This window comes from Amycolatopsis sp. NPDC001319 (assembly GCF_042896185.1).
In the GTDB taxonomy this organism is placed as follows: Bacteria; Actinomycetota; Actinomycetes; order Mycobacteriales; family Pseudonocardiaceae; genus Amycolatopsis.
Genome location: NZ_JBIAWY010000004.1, coordinates 81,842 through 98,100 on the forward strand (window position 1 = coordinate 81,842; position 16,259 = coordinate 98,100).

Consider the following 16,259-nt stretch of genomic DNA (forward strand, 5'->3'; position numbering starts at 1 on the left):
GAGCGACCGCGACAGTTCCGCGTGGTTGCCCGCTATGATCGGACCCTGCTTTTCCGCTGGTGGGCGCACCGCGGACCGGCGCGATCCCGGGCACGTGCGGCAAGGGAAACGTCGGTGCGGTTGCCGGGCGAAAGGGGCGGCGATGGCCGGCGCACGGGTTCGCGAGGTGTCGCTTTCGTATGTCGGCACGCTCCTGATCGGGGTGGTCATCGGAATTCTGCTCGCCGAATTCGGTGGCCTGTTCGTGCGTTTCCCGGTGGAATCCGTGCTCGTGCTGGTGCTGGTCTGCTCCGTGGCCGTGCTCGGCTGGGCGTGCCGGGAGATGCTGCACGATCTCGTCCGCCGCGGCCGGCGCGGCGGCTCGGCTCGTGAGGCCGGCCACGAAGACGACCTCGACTGGCCCGCCGTGCCGCGCTTGGTCCTGCACCGCGACGGCGACTCGCGTCCGAACGGCGTTCGGCGCTGAAAAGTGGTAATCGCGCCGGTTCGACCGGCGATTCCGCGGCCGGTGTAGTCCATTTCACGCCTTTTCGTCCTCGCGTGGAGTCCGGGGCCGCGCGTAAGGTGATCGTCACGGACCGTCCGCGTGTTCCGTGATCGACCTCACCGATGAATTCGGCGTTCCTCACACGCCGTTCACGTCGCCGATAGCGCGCCGCAGGTCACGACGGCACCGCCGTCCGGCCCATTCCTCCTGCGACCAAGCTCACCCTTCCGGTGGTGGATTTTCCAAAGCCCCGCAGGGAGTTGTGAGTGGATCACGGGAACATGACCTTGATTCGCATCCGGACTTGACGTTGGTGCCCGGCCTGCCTAACGTCGTCGCGGGCGATGGACCACGGTGAGTTGATCCGGCTGGTCGGAACCGGGTGGGAAAACCCTGGGCGACCCGATTACCTTGTACTGCCGGAAGGAAAACGGACCACGGTGAAGCAGAATTCTGTTCGTCGCAGCCGCGGCTCGTCGATTCGATCACGCGTGCTCGCGATCGCGTTGATTCCGAGTCTCGCTCTCCTGCTCGTCGGCGTCGCGCTCGCCGGTTACCTGATCACCGACGCCCTGCAGGCGCGGGACTACGCGCAGAAGATCCGCAGTTCGGAAGGCCCGGGCATCCCGTTCATCCTCGCCGCCGAGCAGGAACGGCAGCTGTCGATGAGCCTGCTGGCCGGACAGTCGGACGCGCGGCAGGCGCTGCAGGCCGCGCGGCCCAAGACCGACGCGGCGGCCGCGCAGATCAGCTCGATCCTCGAAGGCAACTTCGCCGACGACAACACCGTGCCCGCGAGCGTGAAGCAGAACATCGCCACGTTCGCCGGGCTGTACTCGAAGGTGCCGCAGGTGCGCCAGCAGGTGGACGCGGGGCAGCTGCCGCTGCTGCAGACGTTCACCTTCTACGACCAGATCATCGACCAGTTCACGCAGGGCGTCGCCGGGCTCGCGCAGGCCGCGCGCGGTGCCGAGAACGCGTTCGCGCGGCTGTCGGCGATCCCGATCTTCAACGCCGCCGAGGAAATGCAGCGCAGCGACGCCCTGTCGGCCGCCGGTCTCGCCTCGGGCGGTCTGAGCGGCGACGAGCAGCGCGCGTACATCGGGCAGATCGGCGCGTACCACGCGCAGCTGGAACAGTCCGTGCCGCAGATGCTGCCGCAGGTGCGCGCGAGCTACGACAAGCTCGTGGCCGGCGCCGACTGGCGCACCGTCACCCAGGTCGAAAACGCGTTCCTGGCAGGCGAAAAGCAGCTGCCGGTGCCGCAGCAGCAGTGGCGCGACGCCGCGCACCAGGTCGCCACGACGTTGATGACGATGTTCGTGACGCAGAGCTCCGCGGCCACCAACGCGGCGATCGCCGACGCCGACACCACGCTCACCAACTCGATCATCGCCGGCGCCGCCGCGCTGCTGATCGCGATCATCGTGGTGCTGATCGCGCTGCGCCTGTCGCGCCGGTTCATCGCGCGCCTCGCGCGGCTGCGGGAGGACACGCTCGACGCGGCCGAGGTCCGGCTGCCGGAGCTGGTGGAGCGCGTGCGGGCGGGCGAGCCCGTGGACCTCGAAGAGGGCGGGCACTTCCTCGACCACGGTGACGACGAGATCGGCGAGGTCGCCGAGGCGTTCAACAAGGCGCAGCAGGCGGCCATCGCCGCAGCCGTCGAAGAGGCGAAGACGAGGGAGGGCACCAAGACGGTGTTCCTCAACATCGCCCACCGCAGCCAGGTCATCGTGCACCGGCAGCTGAAGGTGCTCGACGCGGCCGAGCGCAAGCAGGAGGACCCGGACCAGCTGGACACGCTGTTCCAGCTCGACCACCTCTCGACGCGGGCCCGCCGCAACGCGGAGAACCTGATCATCCTCGGCGGCGGCCAGCCCGGCCGGCAGTGGCGCAACCCCGTCAGCCTGGCGGAACTGGTGCGGGGCGCGGCAGCCGAGACGGAGGACTTCTCGCGCGTGAAGACGGCGGCGCTGCCTTCGGTCGCCGTGCGTGGCCCGGTGGTCGGCGACCTCGTGCACCTGCTGGCGGAGCTGATCGACAACGCGACGTCGTTCTCGCCGCCGGAGGCGCGCGTCGAGCTGCGCGGCAACGTCGTCGGCAAGGGCGTGGTGATCGAGGTCGAGGACCAGGGCCTCGGCCTGGAGAAGGAGCAGGCCGAAGAGTTCAACGCGATGCTCGCCGACCCGCCGGACTTCGGGATCATGGCGCTGTCGGACGAGCCGCGGCTGGGCCTGTTCGTGGTCGCCCGGCTCGCGTCGCGCCACGGCATCTCCGTGCACCTGCGGGAATCGGCCTACGGCGGCACGCGTGCGATCGTGCTGGTGCGCCGGGATCTGCTCGCGCCGCTGGCCGACGCGACGCCGGACGTTCCCGAAGAAGAAGCCCCGGTGCCGGTGCCCGCGCAGCCGGTGCAGGACCCGGTGCGCATGAGCCGCGTCGGCCGGCGGGCGGCGCGGTTGCGTCCCGAAGCGGCTCCGGTCGCGGCGGTGGAACCACCCGCGTACGAACCGCCGGCGCCGCCGGTCGAGCAGCCCGCTCCGCCGCGTGCCGCCCGGCCGCCGCGCCCACCGCAGCCGGCGTGGCCCGCGCACGAGCCGCGGCCGGCGCCCGAGAACGGCCGCCCCCAGCAGCCGTACCGGCCGGAAGCGCCCGGACGTCCGCCGCTGCCCCAGCGCCGGCGTCAGCAGAACCTCGTGCCCCAGCTGCGTGAGGACCGTCCGGCGCACGAGATCCAGGAGACCCGGGAGGACACGCCGGAACTGGCCCGCAACCGCCTCACGGCGTTCCAGCAGGGCACCCGGCGCGCCCGGGAGACGGAAGTCGACTACGACGACAACAGGTACGGAGATCGCGACTGATGGCCAACAACGGCGTCAACGAGCTCGACTGGTTGCTCGACGACCTCGTCAAGCGGGTCGCCGGTGCCGAGCGGGCAGTGGTGCTCTCGTCCGACGGGCTGCTGATCGGCCGGTCGAGCAATCTGTCCGAAGAGGACGGTGAGCACCTTTCGGCCGTCGCTTCGGCGTTCCAGAGCCTCGCGAGGGGCACCGGGCGCCACTTCGGCGGCGGCAACGTGCGGCAGACGATGGTGGAGATGGACCACGCGTTCCTCTTCGTGACGGCCGCCGGCCGCGGGGCGTGCCTCGCGCTGCTGGCGAGCGCCGACGCGGACATGGGGCTCGTGGCGTACGAGATGAACCTGATGGTCAAGCGGGTCGGCGCGGTGCTCACGGCGGCACCGCGGGCCGGAGTGGTCCAGCGGACCTCGCCATGAGCGGCCGGCACGAGTCCTGGTTCGACGACGAGGCCGGGCCGCTGGTCCGCTCCTACGCCGTCACGGGCGGGCGCACCCGCTCGGACACGCTCGGGCTGGACCTGATCACGCTCGTGGTCGCCATGCGCACCGCGCGCGAGGTGGCCGCGATCGAGCCGGAGTACGCGCAGATCCTGAGCCTGTGCCAGAAACCGACGTCCGTCGCCGAGGTGGCCGCGCGCGTGGACCTGCCCCTGCCTGTGGTGAAGGTTCTGCTGAGTGATCTGATCGAGCAGAACCTGGTGCTGTTCCGTACCGCGGCACCACCGACCGAAGCCCCGAACAAACACGTACTCCAGGCGGTTCTCGATGGCATCCGGAAACTCTGAACCCCGGCGCGCACTGACCGCGACGGCGGTCAAAGTGCTGATCGCCGGCGGGTTCGGGGTCGGCAAGACCACGATGGTCGGGTCGGTCAGCGAGGTCCCCCCGCTGCGCACGGAAGAGGTGATCACCACCGCTTCCGAAGGCGTCGACGACCTGTCGGGCGTGGAGCAGAAGACCACCACCACCGTCGCGCTGGACTTCGGCCGCATCACGATCAACCCCGAGCTGATCCTGTACCTGTTCGGCACGCCCGGGCAGGACCGGTTCTGGTTCATGTGGGACGAGCTGTCCGAGGGCGCGCTGGGCGCCGTGGTGCTGGCCGACACGCGGCGGCTGGAATCGTGCTTCGCCGCGGTGGACTTCTTCGAGCGGCGTGGCCTGCCGTTCATCGTGGGCGTGAACTGCTTCGACGGCGCGTACCGCTATGGCACAGAAGAGGTCCGGGCCGCGTTGGACCTCGACCCGGACGTTCCCCTGTTGCTGTGCGACGCCCGTGATCGGGAGTCCACCAAGCAGGTGCTGACGATCCTCATGGAGCACGTGATGAAGCACAATGACCTGGCGGCCGCGGGCTACTGACGGGCGTTCTTGACCCGGCGGCGCAGGTTGCCCAGCGCGAAGGCGCCCGGGCCGGTGAAGGCGATCGTCAGGAAGATCCACGAGTACAGCGCGGCGGGCTCGCCCATGTTCTGCATCGGCAGCAGGCCCATCGGCGCGTGGACGGTGAAGTAGGCGTAGGCCATCACGCCGGACAGTACGATCGCGGCCGGTCGCGTCGCCGCGCCCAGCAGGATCAGGACGGCGCCGACGACCTCGATCACGCTGGCCCAGAAGCCGGGGAAGCTGCCGAACGGCAGGGCCCCGCCCTGGCCGTCGATGCCGCCGAAGAAGCCGAAGCCGGCCAGGCCGTGGATCAGGAACAGGGTCGAGGTGACGACCCGGAACAGGGCCAGCACGATCGGGCGAGCCCGCTCGACGAGCTGCGGCTTCGTGGCCGACGCGGTGGACGAGGTGGCCTGGGTGCGGGTGATGGTGGTCATTTCCGGTTCCCTCCGAGTGTTTTTCCCTTTTGCCGATGCGTCGAGCGGGCTCGCCGCGGATCGACACGGGCGCGGAAACTTTTTTCGGACGGGTTTTCCGGGTGGGTTCCGGCAGACTGTCGCGATGGCTGCCAAACACAGCGCCGGGCTGCTGCTCTTCCGCCGGCGCGACGAGGTCGAGGTGCTGCTCGCGCACATGGGCGGGCCGTTCTGGGCGAAGAAGGACGAGGCCGCGTGGTCGCTGCCCAAGGGTGAGCTCGAGGAGGGCGAGGAGCCCGTGGCCGCCGCGCGGCGCGAGTTCGCGGAGGAGCTCGGCCTGCCTGCACCCGACGGTGCGTGGCTTCCTCTGGGCGACGTCCGCCAGTCGGGCAAGGTCGTCACGGCGTGGGCTGTGGAGGCGGACCTGGACCCGGCGGCGGTCGTGCCGGGGACGTTCGAGCTGGAGTGGCCGCCGCGCTCGGGGCGCAAGCAGGAGTTCCCGGAGGTGGACCGCGTCGAGTGGTTCGGGCTCGACGCCGCACGGGTGAAGCTCGTGAAGGGGCAGCGGGCGTTTCTCGACCGGCTGTCCGAAGTGGTCTAGCCCAGCAGGTCGAGGACCTCGGCCAGCGGTTTGGCCGTGAACGACGGCAGCACCAGGTCGGCGTGGCCGAAGTCGAGCACGGTGGTGATGGCGTTCGGCACGGCGACCGTGGGGATGCCGGCGGCCTTGGCGGCGCTGACGCCGTGGGGCGAGTCCTCGAAGGCGATCGCCTCCTCGGCCGGGACGTCGAGCGTGGCCAGCGCGGCGAGGTAGGTGTCGGGGCGCGGTTTGGCGGCGTGGCGGTCGCCGGTCTCGACGGAGCCGAACCGTTCGGCGAGGCCGAGGCGGGCCAGCTGGCCGTGGACCCAGGCGCCGGACGAGCTGGACGCGACGCCGAGCTTGAGGTTCCGGCTCGCGGCTTCGTCGAGGTAGCCGAGCACGCCATCGCGCGGGCCTTCGGCTGCCAGCAGCTGGTGGACCCGGGCGCGCATCGCCGGGCGCAGCTGCTCGGGGTCGATGTTCGCCACGCGTTCGGCGAGCAGCTCGAACATCGTGGCGGCGGTGTTCTGCGTGCCGATCACGGTGTGCCAGACCTCCAGCGGGAGCTCCGTGCCGTGGTTGCGGAACATCTCCTGCCACGACTGCAGCACCGCGGCTTCGGTGTCGGCCAGCGTTCCGTCGAAGTCGAAGATCAGCGCTCGCGTGGCCACCCGGTCAGCTTGCCGTACGGGTTGTCGTGGTGTCAGCGAGGTGTGAAGAACTCCGCAAGCACGGGGGCGAGGGCCGTGGCCTTCACGAGGTGGGTCTGACCCGGGAGCGTGCGGTAGGTGGCGCCCGGCAGCGTCTGGGCGAGCTGGGCCACGCCGGTCCGCATCCACTGGGGACTCTTGCCGCCGTCGATGGCGAGCGTCGGCGCGGTGACGCCCGACCAGCGTCCTTCGGGGAGTGGTTCGCCGGCTTGGTTTCCGTCCATCAAGGCGTTGTCGTAGGGGAGCGTGTGGGCGACGCGCTTGAGCTTCGGCCACGCGGGCATGAGGCGCATCATCGCGACCATGGGGGCGGGCAGTTCGACGCCGACGCGCATGAAGAGGCGCACGGCTTCCGCCCGGTTGTCGTCCTTGACGGCCTGTTCGAGCTTCGCGGTGTAGTCGGCTTCGAGCGGCTTTCGCGACCCGTCGACGACGAACGGCGGCTCGTACACGGCGAGTTTGCTCGTCGGCACGCCGCGGTGGGCCGCTTCGAGCGCGAGCACGGCGCCCGAGGAGATCCCGAAGAGCCCGGCTTCGCCACCCGCTTCCTTGACGACGGCGGCGACGTCTTCCACCTCGCGCTCCACGTCGTACGGCAGCGTGTCCCCACTCTCGCCCCGGCCGCGGCGGTCGAACGTGAAGACGGTGAAGGCGCCGGCGAGTTCCTTCGCGATGGCGTCGTTGGGCGTCGAGCCGCGGTAACACATCGCCCCGTCGACGAGCACCAGCGAAGGCCCGGTGCCGACGCGGGTGTAGCCGAGGGTGGTGCCGTCGGCGGAAGTGGTGGTGGGCATGGGTTTTGCCTCTCTTTCAGTGGTTGATGGTGCGTTTGGCGCGGACCGCTGTCACGCCGAGCCACCCGAACGCGAGCGCGACGGCCACCCAGAACCCGATCACGACCACAGGGTTGGCGGACCCGCTGGCGACCCCGCCGAACGCGGCGAGGAACACGATGCCGGTGACCCGGGAGTAGCCGGATTTTTGGACCAGGCACGCCGCGGTGAAGGCCAGGAACCCGATGCCGGCGGCGACGATGTGAAGCGCTCCGTGCCAGGAGATCGCGGCGCCGGCGGGGTCGGCTGTGAAGACCCCGGCCGCGATCAGGCCGGCGCCGAAGATGGCGATCAGCCTGCTCCTGAGCCCCTTTGCGCAGGCGAGGACGAGCAGCCCGGTGACGACGAAGTTGGCCACCTGGATCCACCCGTGCGGGCCGATGGCGAGCAGGCTGACGTCGTTCCTTGCGGGGTCGAACCCGGGCCGGGTGAACGCTTGGGCGAGGGCCGTCCCGAGGTAGACGGGTCCGGCGGCGATTCCTGCGGTGAGCAGGGCTTTGTCCGCGCTGCGTGGCCGGTTTTTCGGTCTCTGTTCGACGGTGGTCATGGCGAGTCTTCTCTCGGGACCGGTGAGGTGTTGTGGAGAACGTTGTCACCGATGGTTTGTGTTGTCAAGACAAAAAAATTAGTCGGTAGGTCAGTGGGGGACGTCGGCCGAGGCCACACGATGCGGTTGAGCGCGGCGGACCGAAGCACTCGCCGGACCTGCTCGAGTCACGGCGGTCGATGCTGCTTGGCAGGGTTGAGATCGGCGAATTCACGACCGATCGGGTGGCACGACGGATCGCTGGATCGCACCGACGCCTTCGCCTGACCTGGCGTTGCTCAAGTCAGGCCAGGCGATCGCGGGTCGGTCGTGCCCAGGTCGGGCATGCTCGCCAGGCCGGGGACCAGCGAAGGCGGCCCTGCCGAGCGAACCCACGGCCGCTGTTCCAGGCCGAATCGCTCGCCCGCCCGGGCGGCCGACAGTCGCTGCACTCAGGCCTGGCCCCGAGACGAACTCGGCCGGGCGGCTGGGCGTGGCTGTGCTCGGGCGGGGCCTGGTGCTGGGGCAAGGTGTGCGGGGCGGGCCGCTGTGCCGCGCCGGAGCGCTCGCCCGACCGGGCGGCCGAGAATCGCGGTGCCCAGACCGGTCCCGGCGGCTGGGTTGAGATCGGGGCGGGCGGGGAGGGTCAGGCAGGCGCGGTTGGCGGTGTCAGGGTGGTCGGACGAGGGGCTGTGGTGCCTCGGTCAGGCGTGCTCGCCGGCGCAGGGGCGGCGAAGGCGAGCCAGTCGGGTGGCGTAGGAGCCCTTCGGTCGTGCCGAGGCACTTGTCTGACCCGATGTTGCTCGCGCCAGGCCTTGTGGTCGGCGGTGCTCAGGCCCGGCCCGGCGGCCGGGTTGCGGTCGGCGCCGCCAGGTCCCGGAGGCAGGCCGGAGTGCTCGCCCGGCCTGGCGTCGCTCGCGTCAGGCCGGTCGAGTGCCAGGTCAGGCGGCGCGGCGGAGGGTGAGGAGGCTGATCTCGTTGGGTGCGAACACGCGGAACGGCGGGCCCCAGAAGCCGGAGCCGCGGCTGTTGTACAGCTGGGTGGGGCCGTGGCGGGTGAGGCCCGACAGGGTGGGCTGGTCGAGACGGACGAGGAGGTGGAAGGGCCAGATCTGGCCGCCGTGGGTGTGGCCGGAGATTTGCAGGTCGATGCCGGCCTCGCGGGCCTCGTTGACCTGCTTGGGCTGGTGGGCGAGGAGGACGACGGGGACGTCCGGATCCGCGCCGGCGAGGGCGGCGGGGAGGTCGGGGCCGTGGCCGGGCAGCCCGGAGGCCGCGCCGGTGGGGTCGTCGATGCCGGCGAAGAGGATGCGGTCACCGCCGCGCTCGACGAGGGTGCTGCGGTTGTGGAGGGTGTCCCAGCCGAGGCTCGCCATGTGGTCGAGCCAGGCCTGCGCTTCGCCGAAGTACTCGTGGTTGCCGGTGATGTAGAACCGCCCGAGGCCGGCCTGGACCCCGCCCAGTGGGTCGACCTGCTTGCGCCGCTTGGCGACCGACCCGTCGGCGAGGTCGCCCGCGTGGCAGACGACGTCGGCCTGCAGCCGGTTCACCTCGGCGACCAGCTTTTCCGACCACTTGGTGCGGTCGAGGGGGCCGTAGTGCGTGTCGGTGATGACCGCGATGCGCAGGCCGTCGACGCCCGCGCCCAGCCGCGGGATCACCACGTCCGTTTCCTTCACCGGCGGCACCCGCATCGCGACCCGGTTGCCGACCGCGAGCAGCACCACCGACACCGCCAGGCTCGCCGCCGCCACGATCCGCGGCCGCGCGGGGTCGTCGACGCCCGCCGCCAGCAGCGCCAGCCGCAACACGTGCCCGAGGACGCTCCACGTGAACAGCACCCAGATCGTGCCGAGCAGGACATCCCCGGCCCGCGCCGCCGCGTCACTCTGCCGCGGCCCGTGTCCTCGGAACATCAGCATCGGGAACGCCACCATCGCGCCCGCGAACACCACCGTCCCCACGACGGTCCCCGCCACCGGCCACCCCGGCAGCAACACGAACACCGACCAGGGCTCCCCGAACAACAACAGCAACGCAACAACCAGGGCGGCCGCCCGACGAACCCGACGCATCACGGTCGTCCCTTCGACATGGTCTACCCAGAGTAGCCGGACTCGGGGGCTAACGGCCCAATGGGCTGTTAGGGCTGCTTCGAGCCGGGTGAGTCGGGTCGGTCGTGGTGCCGCCGCTGAGCCGGCGGACCACTCCGAGACCACCCGATTCAGTGACTGCGTTGTCGATCAGGTGTTCGATACAGTTTTCGACATGAAGTCCTCCACTGCTCACACAGCCACCGAGATCTCCCGACGCCTGGCCCTGTCCCACGCCGAAACCGAAGCTGTCACGGCTCTTCACGCTGCCCTTGCATCCCACCTGCCGACCACCTTCACCGCCCTCCGCAACGGCACCATCGACATCATCACCGCCGCCGGGATGGCCTACCTCGCCGGTTTCCTGTCGGCCGGCCAAGCTCACCTCGCCACGGAAATCCTCACGCCTGGCCGCCATGAATGGAGGTGGGTCACGTAGCGTGGACGCTCTCTTGTGGACAGTGCAGCCGGCCGCACTGTCCACGTAGGAGTATCGCGCGAGTCTTGGACAATCGCCCGCTCCGGACGGCCGCAACCAACCTCGCCTTGTGTTGCGCGAATTCTGCGGCGACGAACGTAGGTGAGAAAGGAGCTGTCGAGAATGTCATCAACAAAGGTGCCAACGACCTGGACGGAGGTGGCGCACACAGAGAACCGGCACGACGGGTGAACCACCCCGGAGGGTCTCTACACCCTTGAGGCGACGCTCGCGACGGCCTGGCTACGCCATAGGTCCGGCCGGTCAGCGGCGGGAAGGAACCACAGGACGGCTCCTGACGACGGGTGAAACGCCCCGGAGGTCTCCACACCCTTGAGGCGAGGCTCGCCGTGGCCTGGCCACGCCATCGCCCGGCCGGTCAGCGGTAGGGAGGAACCACGAGGCGCCTCATGCCTCCAAGGTGACTCCTGGCGACGGGAAAACTCCCGGCCGCGGGGCGATTCCTGCCTGCGGGGCGCTATTCACGGCGGGGAGCTCCTGGTTGCAGGGTGATTCCTGCCTGCGGGGTGACTCGTTGCGGCAGGGAAACTCCTCGCCGCGGGGCGGCTCCTGCCTGCGGGGCTGCTCCTCGCGACAGGGAAACTCCGGGCCGCAGAGCGATTCCTGCCTGCAGGGCGGCTCCTCGCGACGGGGGAACTCCCGGCCGCGGGGCGACTGCGCCTGCAAGGCGGCTTCTCACCACCGGGGAACTCCTCGCCGCACGGCAACTTCTCGCCACAGGGGACCCCTGCACGCAGGGGAACCCCTCACCACACAACTCCTCCCCGCACGGAACTCCCCACCACGGCGAAACCGCTCACCGCAGGGCGGAGCCGGCGTGGGTGCCGGCCAGGTGGCCGAGGCCGAGGGCGGACAGGAGGCCGTTGCCGGAGCTGTAGCCGGCGCCGCCGGTCAGGCCGCTGATGCCGGTGGCGGTGCCGCCGACGGCGTAGAGGCCGGGGAGGGGGCCGGTGGCGGTAGTGGGGCGGGCGTGGGCGTCGACGAGGAGGCCGCCCTGGGTGTGGAAGAGGCCGGGGACGGAGCGGACGGCGACGTAGGGCGGCTGGAGCGGGCCGAAGCCCCAGTCGGTGCGGTCCCAGGGGTCCTGGGTGGTGCCGGAGGCGGCCGACGCGGCGGAGGCCAGAGTCGTGGAGAGAGAGGAAGGGGAGACGCCGCAGAAGGTGGCCAGGTCCGTGACCGTCGCGCATTCGCGGGCGCCGCCCAGGGCGACGAGTTCCGCGAACTCCTGTTCGTGGCTCGACACGTAGTCGCGGATCTTCGTGTCGAACACGACGTGCCACGGACCGGGCGTCCCAAGCACCGCGTCGGCGTAGCCGGAGTAGCCGCGGGTTTCGTCGCCGAAGCGTTGGCCGGCGCCGTTGACCAGGACGCCGCCCATTTCGACCGTGGTCCACGACGTGATGGAGCCGTGGGGGTAGGCGACGGCCGCGTATCCCTGGTAGGCCGTGGCGTTGCCCAGGCGGGCGCCGAGCGCGAGGGCCCACTGCAGTGACTCGCCCGTGCTGCCGTGGGAGCCGAAGTACTCGAAACCGGCGATGTCCGGGGCCCACTCGCGCAGGAGGTCGCGGTTGGCGGCGAAACCGTTGCCGGCCAGTACAACGGCGTGGGAGGTGATCTCGTACGTGCCACTGCGCGGGCCGGACACGCGCACGCCGGTGACGCGGCCGTCGTCGTCGTGGAGCAACGCGGCCACGGGCGTGTGCACGAGCACCTCGGTGTCCGTCGCCCGTACGGCGCGCAGCAGGTCGGCGACGAGGTCGCGGCCCTTGCGTGACGGTGGGGCGTGCAGGCGCGGCACGGAGTGGCCGACGTGTTTGTAGTCGGTGATCAAGCGCAGGTCGACGCCGTGCGTGTCGATCAGCCACTCCACGAGCGCGGCCGACCCCGCGGCGAGCAGGCGGGCGAGGTCGTCGGCGTCGTGGCTGCCCGACTGGGCCAGCAGGTCCGTCGCGAGGCGATCGGCGGAGTCGTCGATGCCCGCCGCGGCCTGGAAGCGCGTGCCGGCGCCGGGGACGGAGCCCGTGGACAACGCGGTGTTCCCGCCCGCGTGCTCCGCCTTCTCCAGCACGACCACACTGGCGCCGGCGTCGTGGGCCGCCAGGGCGGCGGTGAGGCCACCACCGCCGGCCCCGACCACGATCACGTCGACGTCCGTCATGCCGAGACCTCCGAAAGGGCCGCGAGGATCCGCTCCGTGCTGGCGACGTCGGCGTACTTCTGCGCCATGTCGAACAAGTTGGCCTGGTGCACCGTCGGCGTGCGGTCGTACACGGCGTCGTGCGGCACGGCGACGCGGAAGTTGTACGCGAACGCGTCGACCACACTGGACCGCACACACCCGCTGGTGGTGCAGCCGGTGACCACCAAAGTGTCCACGGCCCGGTCGATCAGGTAGCTCACCAGCGGCGTCCCGAAGAACGCGCTCGGGTGCCGCTTCGGCAGCAGCACGTCACCCTCGGCCGGCGCGACCTCGGCGACGAACTCGTATCCCTGCGAAGGAACGTCCATGATGGACGGCACCTTCGCGCCCAGCCGGCCCGAGTCGTACGAAGCTTTCGGGGCCACATAAGGGTAGAGCACCGGCCAGCCGGCAGCCCGGAACGTCGTGAGCAACCGGCTGATGTTCGCCACCGCGTCCCAGCCGGCCTGGCCGCAGCTCGTGCGGTAGTCCTCGGCCACCGACTCGAAGAACGGCTTCGGCGAGTTCCCGACGGTGCGGTACTGCACGTCGATGATCAGCAACGCCGGCCGCTCGCCCAAACCGGCGGGCTTGCCGAACCCCGCGGCCTCGTAGCGGGCCTCGTCGTCGGCGGTGATCACGTCGGACCACGGACGGTCGCTCACGCCGAAACCTCCTGCTTCGCACCGAAACCCAGCGCGGCACGGCCACTGTTGCGCCGCGCCAGGAACTGCCCACGCGGGCCCTGCACCGCACCGTCGCGCACGGTGAACTCGCCACCGAGAATGGTGTGCTGCACACTCACCTTCGACTCCCAGCCCTCCCATACCGAATACGCGGCACCGGAATGCTGCGTCGCCGCCGCGACCGTGCTCGGCCGGTTCGGGTCCACCACGGCGAAATCGGCGTCCGCGCCGATCCGGATCGCGCCCTTGCGCGGCCACAGGCCGAACAGCTGCGCCGGACGCGTGGCCGTGAGGTCGACGAGCCGCTCCACCGGAATCCCCCGGTTGAAGTGCCCTTCGCTCAACAGCAGCGGCAACAGCGTTCCGGTACCGGGGAAACCGGCCGACGCGCTCCACAGATCCTTGTCCTTCGCGCTGAAATGCCGCGGCACGTGGTCGGAGCCGATCACGTCGACGCGCCCGTCGGCCACGGCCTCCCACAACGCTTCCCGGTCGTCACGCGTCCGCAGCGGCGGATTGACCTTGCCGCGCGAACCGAGCCCGGAGTCAATGCCGAGCGTGAGGTAGTGCGGGCACGTCTCCACGAACACGTCGGGGTACTCCGCACGCTGGCGTTCCAAGGCCGAAAGCGCTTCCCGGCTCGTCACGTGCACCGCGTAGCTCGACGCGCCCACCACGCTCGCCAAGTACGCGACCCGGCCCTCGGCCTCGGCCTCCACATACGGCGGACGCACGGCGTGCCAAGCGTCCAGGCCGGCGTCGGGGTCCTTGCTCAGCCGCTCGCGCAGTCGCCACACGAGCTCGATGTTCTCGGCGTGCTGGGCGATCATCGCGCCCGAGTCGGCGGCGGCCTGCAGCGCGTCGAACAGGAACGAGTCGTCGTTGCCGGGCAGGTTGAGGTACGCGCCCTCGTTGCCGCGGAAGTTGGTGAACACCTTGAAGCTCGACACACCGAGGTCACGCGCGTAGTGGCCGATGTTCTCGACGTGCTCGGGCGTCACCACGCAGAAGTGGAAGCCGAAGTCGGTGTGCGCGTGCTCGGCCATCAGGTCGCGCGCGGCCGGGAACAGCTCGTCGTAGGGCTGCGGGCTCATGAGGTACGCCAGCATCGTGGTGACGCCGCCGGCCGCGGCCGAAGCCGTCTCCAGCGCGGCGTCCTCGACGGTCTTGGGCACGGAGAGGTCCTGGCCCAGGTGCACATGGGCGTCGATGGCGCCGGGCAGCACCCAGCGGCCGGTGACGTCGACGGTCTCGGTGGCGGGCAGCTCGTCGGACGGCGCGCAGATCGCGGCGATCTTCCCGTCGCGCACGCACACGTCGACCTCGCTCAGGCCGGTGCCGGGCAGCACGACCGAGCCGCCGTGGAGTCGCAGATCGTAGGGCTTCATTCGGTGGTCCTTCCCGCGTACTTCTCGTCGAGGGCGTCGAACAGCGGCTTGCGCACCAGGTTCTGCCGGTCGGCCCAGCTGATGATCTTGTCGCCGATCTCGGTGGTGTCGCCGTGGTCCATGAGGTGGCGCAACGCGATCCGCATCCCGGCGACGGCGCCGCGCATGGCCGTGTTGGCGTAGAGGGCGACCGAGAAACCCAGTGCGCGCAGCTCTTCCAGCGGCAGGATGGGGGTGAGGCCGCCCTCGACCATGTTCGCGATGTGCGGACCGGGCACGGTCCGCGTGATCTCGGCCAGCTCCTCCGGCGAACCGGGCGCCTCGACGAACAGGATGTCGGCGCCGGCTTCGCGGTAGAGGTTCGCCCGCTCGCACGCGGCGGTCAGCCCCACCACGGCGCGGGCGTCGGTGCGCGCCACGATCAGGAAGTCCTCGGTGGCGCGCGCGTCGACCGCGGCCTGGATCTTCCCGACCATCTCGGACGCCTCGATCACCTCTTTGCCGGTGAAGTGGCCGCACCGCTTGGGGGAGACCTGGTCCTCGATCTGGATCGCCGTGGCGCCCGCGCGTTCGAGCGTGCGCACGGTGCGCTGCACGCCGAGCGCGTTGCCGAACCCGGTGTCGGCGTCGACCACGAGCGGCAGGGACACCGCGTCGCGCGTCGCCTCGACGTGGCCGGCCAGCTCCGGCAGCGAGAGCAGGCCGACGTCGGGGGCACCGAGGTAGGTGTTGGTGATCCCGGCACCGGAGAGGTAGACGGCTTCGAACCCGGTCTCTTCCGCGACCCGGGCGGTGAGCGCGTTGGGCGCACCCGCCAGGAGCAACGGCGCCTGGTCGCGCGCCGCCACCCGCTCGCGCAACCGGGCACCCAGAGAACTAGTCACAGGGCTTACAACTCCTCGTCTTCCAGCCGTCCCGCGAGCCCCTTCGGGCTGTCGGGCACGGTGTTCTCGAACAGGGACAGGGCGTTTTCGAGCGAGTGCTGCAGGTGCTCGTCCATCAGCCGCGCGGCCACGTCGGCGTCGCCCGCGGCCAGGGCGCGCAGGACCTCGCGGTGCTCCTTGAACGCGTCGCGGGCCCGGCGCGGCTGGCGCCCGGATCGGGACCGGGCCAGCTGGATCTGGTTGTTGGCGTCGCCGAAGGCCCGCAGGATGGACTGGTTGCCCGACAGCGCGACCACGCGGTGGTGGAAGTCGAGCTCGCCCGGGTACGCGGTGTCCACATCGGACTCCAGGACCTCCTCGGTGGCCCGCAGCAGGTCGTCGAGGTCCCGCAGGTCCTCGTTGTCCGCGCGCCGGGCCGCGAGCCGCACGGCGTGGGTCTCCAGCGCGGTGCGCAGCTCGTAGAGGTCACGAAGCTCGTCGGCGTCGAACGTGCGCACGTACGCACCGCGGTGGGGGACGACGTTGAGCAGGCCCTCACTGGCCAGCCGCTGGATCGCCTCGCGTAGCGGGCCCCGGCTGATGCCGAGCGCGCGGGCGAGCTCGACCTCGTTGAGCCGCTGCCCGGGCTGCAGCTGCCCGTCGCGCACCATGCCGCGCAGCACGTCGAGGCTGCGGCCGGCGTAGGTGTCGGTGCGTCGTTCCAGTGGGGGCGGTGTCGCCATGTCCTGCCTT

General features: G+C 70.7%; 17 protein-coding genes. 7 read left to right on the top strand and 10 right to left on the bottom strand.

Annotated elements, in window-relative coordinates:
• Window positions 1-142 precede the first annotated feature (142 nt).
• The 5 genes from ACFY1H_RS15490 to ACFY1H_RS15510 all read left to right on the top strand — a co-directional run bounded on the left by ACFY1H_RS15490 (window position 143) and on the right by ACFY1H_RS15510 (window position 4,709).
• Window positions 143-466: a hypothetical protein gene (locus ACFY1H_RS15490; RefSeq protein ID WP_366588239.1), complete on the top strand. Its 324-nt coding sequence runs from the start codon at window positions 143-145 to the stop codon at window positions 464-466.
• Between the two features lie 461 nt (window positions 467-927).
• Window positions 928-3,348, top strand: coding sequence for a nitrate- and nitrite sensing domain-containing protein (locus tag ACFY1H_RS15495; RefSeq protein ID WP_386946998.1), 2,421 nt, complete (start codon window positions 928-930; stop codon window positions 3,346-3,348).
• On the top strand, window positions 3,348-3,764 hold the full coding sequence (locus tag ACFY1H_RS15500; RefSeq protein ID WP_220243702.1) for a roadblock/LC7 domain-containing protein: 417 nt from the start codon (window positions 3,348-3,350) through the stop codon (window positions 3,762-3,764). Before ACFY1H_RS15495 ends, ACFY1H_RS15500 begins: the two co-directional genes overlap by 1 nt.
• Window positions 3,761-4,132: a DUF742 domain-containing protein gene (locus ACFY1H_RS15505; RefSeq protein ID WP_220243701.1), complete on the top strand. Its 372-nt coding sequence runs from the start codon at window positions 3,761-3,763 to the stop codon at window positions 4,130-4,132. Before ACFY1H_RS15500 ends, ACFY1H_RS15505 begins: the two co-directional genes overlap by 4 nt.
• Window positions 4,113-4,709 carry an ATP/GTP-binding protein gene (locus tag ACFY1H_RS15510; RefSeq protein WP_366588243.1) on the top strand — a complete coding sequence of 199 codons (597 nt, stop codon included), beginning with the start codon at window positions 4,113-4,115 and terminating at the stop codon, window positions 4,707-4,709. The genes ACFY1H_RS15505 and ACFY1H_RS15510 overlap by 20 nt, the downstream gene beginning before the upstream one ends.
• Here the strand turns inward: ACFY1H_RS15510 and ACFY1H_RS15515 are convergent.
• Entirely contained in the window at window positions 4,703-5,170 is a 468-nt protein-coding gene (locus ACFY1H_RS15515; protein WP_366588245.1) for a DoxX family protein, read from the bottom strand. The two genes, ACFY1H_RS15510 and ACFY1H_RS15515, sit on opposite strands and share 7 nt — an antisense overlap.
• Window positions 5,171-5,294: 124 nt before the next feature.
• On the opposite strand from ACFY1H_RS15515, the gene ACFY1H_RS15520 reads away from it, so the two are divergent.
• Window positions 5,295-5,750, top strand: coding sequence for an NUDIX domain-containing protein (locus ACFY1H_RS15520; RefSeq protein WP_366588247.1), 456 nt, complete (start codon window positions 5,295-5,297; stop codon window positions 5,748-5,750).
• Here the strand turns inward: ACFY1H_RS15520 and ACFY1H_RS15525 are convergent.
• From ACFY1H_RS15525 to ACFY1H_RS15540, 4 genes are all read right to left on the bottom strand, one after another.
• On the bottom strand, window positions 5,747-6,400 hold the full coding sequence (locus ACFY1H_RS15525; RefSeq protein WP_386947002.1) for an HAD family hydrolase: 654 nt from the start codon (window positions 6,398-6,400) through the stop codon (window positions 5,747-5,749). The genes ACFY1H_RS15520 and ACFY1H_RS15525 overlap by 4 nt on opposite strands.
• A gap of 32 nt (window positions 6,401-6,432) precedes the next feature.
• Window positions 6,433-7,233 carry an alpha/beta fold hydrolase gene (locus ACFY1H_RS15530; RefSeq protein WP_386947004.1) on the bottom strand — a complete coding sequence of 267 codons (801 nt, stop codon included), beginning with the start codon at window positions 7,231-7,233 and terminating at the stop codon, window positions 6,433-6,435.
• 16 nt (window positions 7,234-7,249) lie between these two features.
• Window positions 7,250-7,819: a DUF998 domain-containing protein gene (locus ACFY1H_RS15535; RefSeq protein ID WP_386947006.1), complete on the bottom strand. Its 570-nt coding sequence runs from the start codon at window positions 7,817-7,819 to the stop codon at window positions 7,250-7,252.
• A gap of 920 nt (window positions 7,820-8,739) precedes the next feature.
• Window positions 8,740-9,873 carry a metallophosphoesterase gene (locus tag ACFY1H_RS15540; protein ID WP_386947008.1) on the bottom strand — a complete coding sequence of 378 codons (1,134 nt, stop codon included), beginning with the start codon at window positions 9,871-9,873 and terminating at the stop codon, window positions 8,740-8,742.
• A gap of 193 nt (window positions 9,874-10,066) precedes the next feature.
• Between ACFY1H_RS15540 and ACFY1H_RS15545 the strand changes: the two genes are divergently transcribed.
• Window positions 10,067-10,330 (top strand): hypothetical protein, encoded by a 264-nt coding sequence (locus tag ACFY1H_RS15545; protein ID WP_386947010.1) that lies wholly within the window; start codon window positions 10,067-10,069, stop codon window positions 10,328-10,330.
• Between the two features lie 856 nt (window positions 10,331-11,186).
• Here the strand turns inward: ACFY1H_RS15545 and ACFY1H_RS15550 are convergent.
• From ACFY1H_RS15550 to ACFY1H_RS15570, 5 genes are read right to left on the bottom strand one after another with little or no spacing between them, the layout of a single operon-like run.
• Window positions 11,187-12,548: an FAD-dependent oxidoreductase gene (locus ACFY1H_RS15550; RefSeq protein WP_386947011.1), complete on the bottom strand. Its 1,362-nt coding sequence runs from the start codon at window positions 12,546-12,548 to the stop codon at window positions 11,187-11,189.
• Window positions 12,545-13,234, bottom strand: a complete 690-nt coding sequence (locus ACFY1H_RS15555; RefSeq protein WP_386947013.1) for an isochorismatase family protein — start codon at window positions 13,232-13,234, stop codon at window positions 12,545-12,547. Before ACFY1H_RS15555 ends, ACFY1H_RS15550 begins: the two co-directional genes overlap by 4 nt.
• Window positions 13,231-14,643, bottom strand: a complete 1,413-nt coding sequence (locus ACFY1H_RS15560; RefSeq protein ID WP_386947015.1) for a dihydroorotase family protein — start codon at window positions 14,641-14,643, stop codon at window positions 13,231-13,233. The genes ACFY1H_RS15555 and ACFY1H_RS15560 overlap by 4 nt, the downstream gene beginning before the upstream one ends.
• The gene (locus ACFY1H_RS15565; RefSeq protein WP_386947016.1) at window positions 14,640-15,527 is read right to left on the bottom strand and encodes an oxaloacetate decarboxylase; all 888 of its coding nucleotides are present in this window, start codon (window positions 15,525-15,527) and stop codon (window positions 14,640-14,642) included. The genes ACFY1H_RS15560 and ACFY1H_RS15565 overlap by 4 nt, the downstream gene beginning before the upstream one ends.
• Before the next feature lie 5 nt (window positions 15,528-15,532).
• A complete protein-coding gene (locus tag ACFY1H_RS15570; RefSeq protein ID WP_386947018.1) occupies window positions 15,533-16,249 on the bottom strand; it encodes a GntR family transcriptional regulator in 717 nt (238 codons plus the stop codon).
• Window positions 16,250-16,259 lie beyond the last annotated feature (10 nt).

Excerpts from the sequence above, each read along its gene's own strand:
- ACFY1H_RS15530 (WP_386947004.1), bottom strand. The coding sequence starts at position 7,233 with ATGCCCACCACCACTTCCGCCGACGGCACCACCCTCGGCTACACCCGC.
- ACFY1H_RS15510 (WP_366588243.1), top strand. The coding sequence starts at position 4,113 with ATGGCATCCGGAAACTCTGAACCCCGGCGCGCACTGACCGCGACGGCG.
- ACFY1H_RS15490 (WP_366588239.1), top strand. The coding sequence starts at position 143 with ATGGCCGGCGCACGGGTTCGCGAGGTGTCGCTTTCGTATGTCGGCACG.
- ACFY1H_RS15515 (WP_366588245.1), bottom strand. The coding sequence starts at position 5,170 with ATGACCACCATCACCCGCACCCAGGCCACCTCGTCCACCGCGTCGGCC.
- ACFY1H_RS15500 (WP_220243702.1), top strand. The coding sequence starts at position 3,348 with ATGGCCAACAACGGCGTCAACGAGCTCGACTGGTTGCTCGACGACCTC.
- ACFY1H_RS15535 (WP_386947006.1), bottom strand. The coding sequence starts at position 7,819 with ATGACCACCGTCGAACAGAGACCGAAAAACCGGCCACGCAGCGCGGAC.
- ACFY1H_RS15505 (WP_220243701.1), top strand. The coding sequence starts at position 3,761 with ATGAGCGGCCGGCACGAGTCCTGGTTCGACGACGAGGCCGGGCCGCTG.
- ACFY1H_RS15545 (WP_386947010.1), top strand. The coding sequence starts at position 10,067 with ATGAAGTCCTCCACTGCTCACACAGCCACCGAGATCTCCCGACGCCTG.
- ACFY1H_RS15560 (WP_386947015.1), bottom strand. The coding sequence starts at position 14,643 with ATGAAGCCCTACGATCTGCGACTCCACGGCGGCTCGGTCGTGCTGCCC.
- ACFY1H_RS15570 (WP_386947018.1), bottom strand. The coding sequence starts at position 16,249 with ATGGCGACACCGCCCCCACTGGAACGACGCACCGACACCTACGCCGGC.
- ACFY1H_RS15540 (WP_386947008.1), bottom strand. The coding sequence starts at position 9,873 with ATGCGTCGGGTTCGTCGGGCGGCCGCCCTGGTTGTTGCGTTGCTGTTG.
- ACFY1H_RS15520 (WP_366588247.1), top strand. The coding sequence starts at position 5,295 with ATGGCTGCCAAACACAGCGCCGGGCTGCTGCTCTTCCGCCGGCGCGAC.
- ACFY1H_RS15550 (WP_386947011.1), bottom strand. The coding sequence starts at position 12,548 with ATGACGGACGTCGACGTGATCGTGGTCGGGGCCGGCGGTGGTGGCCTC.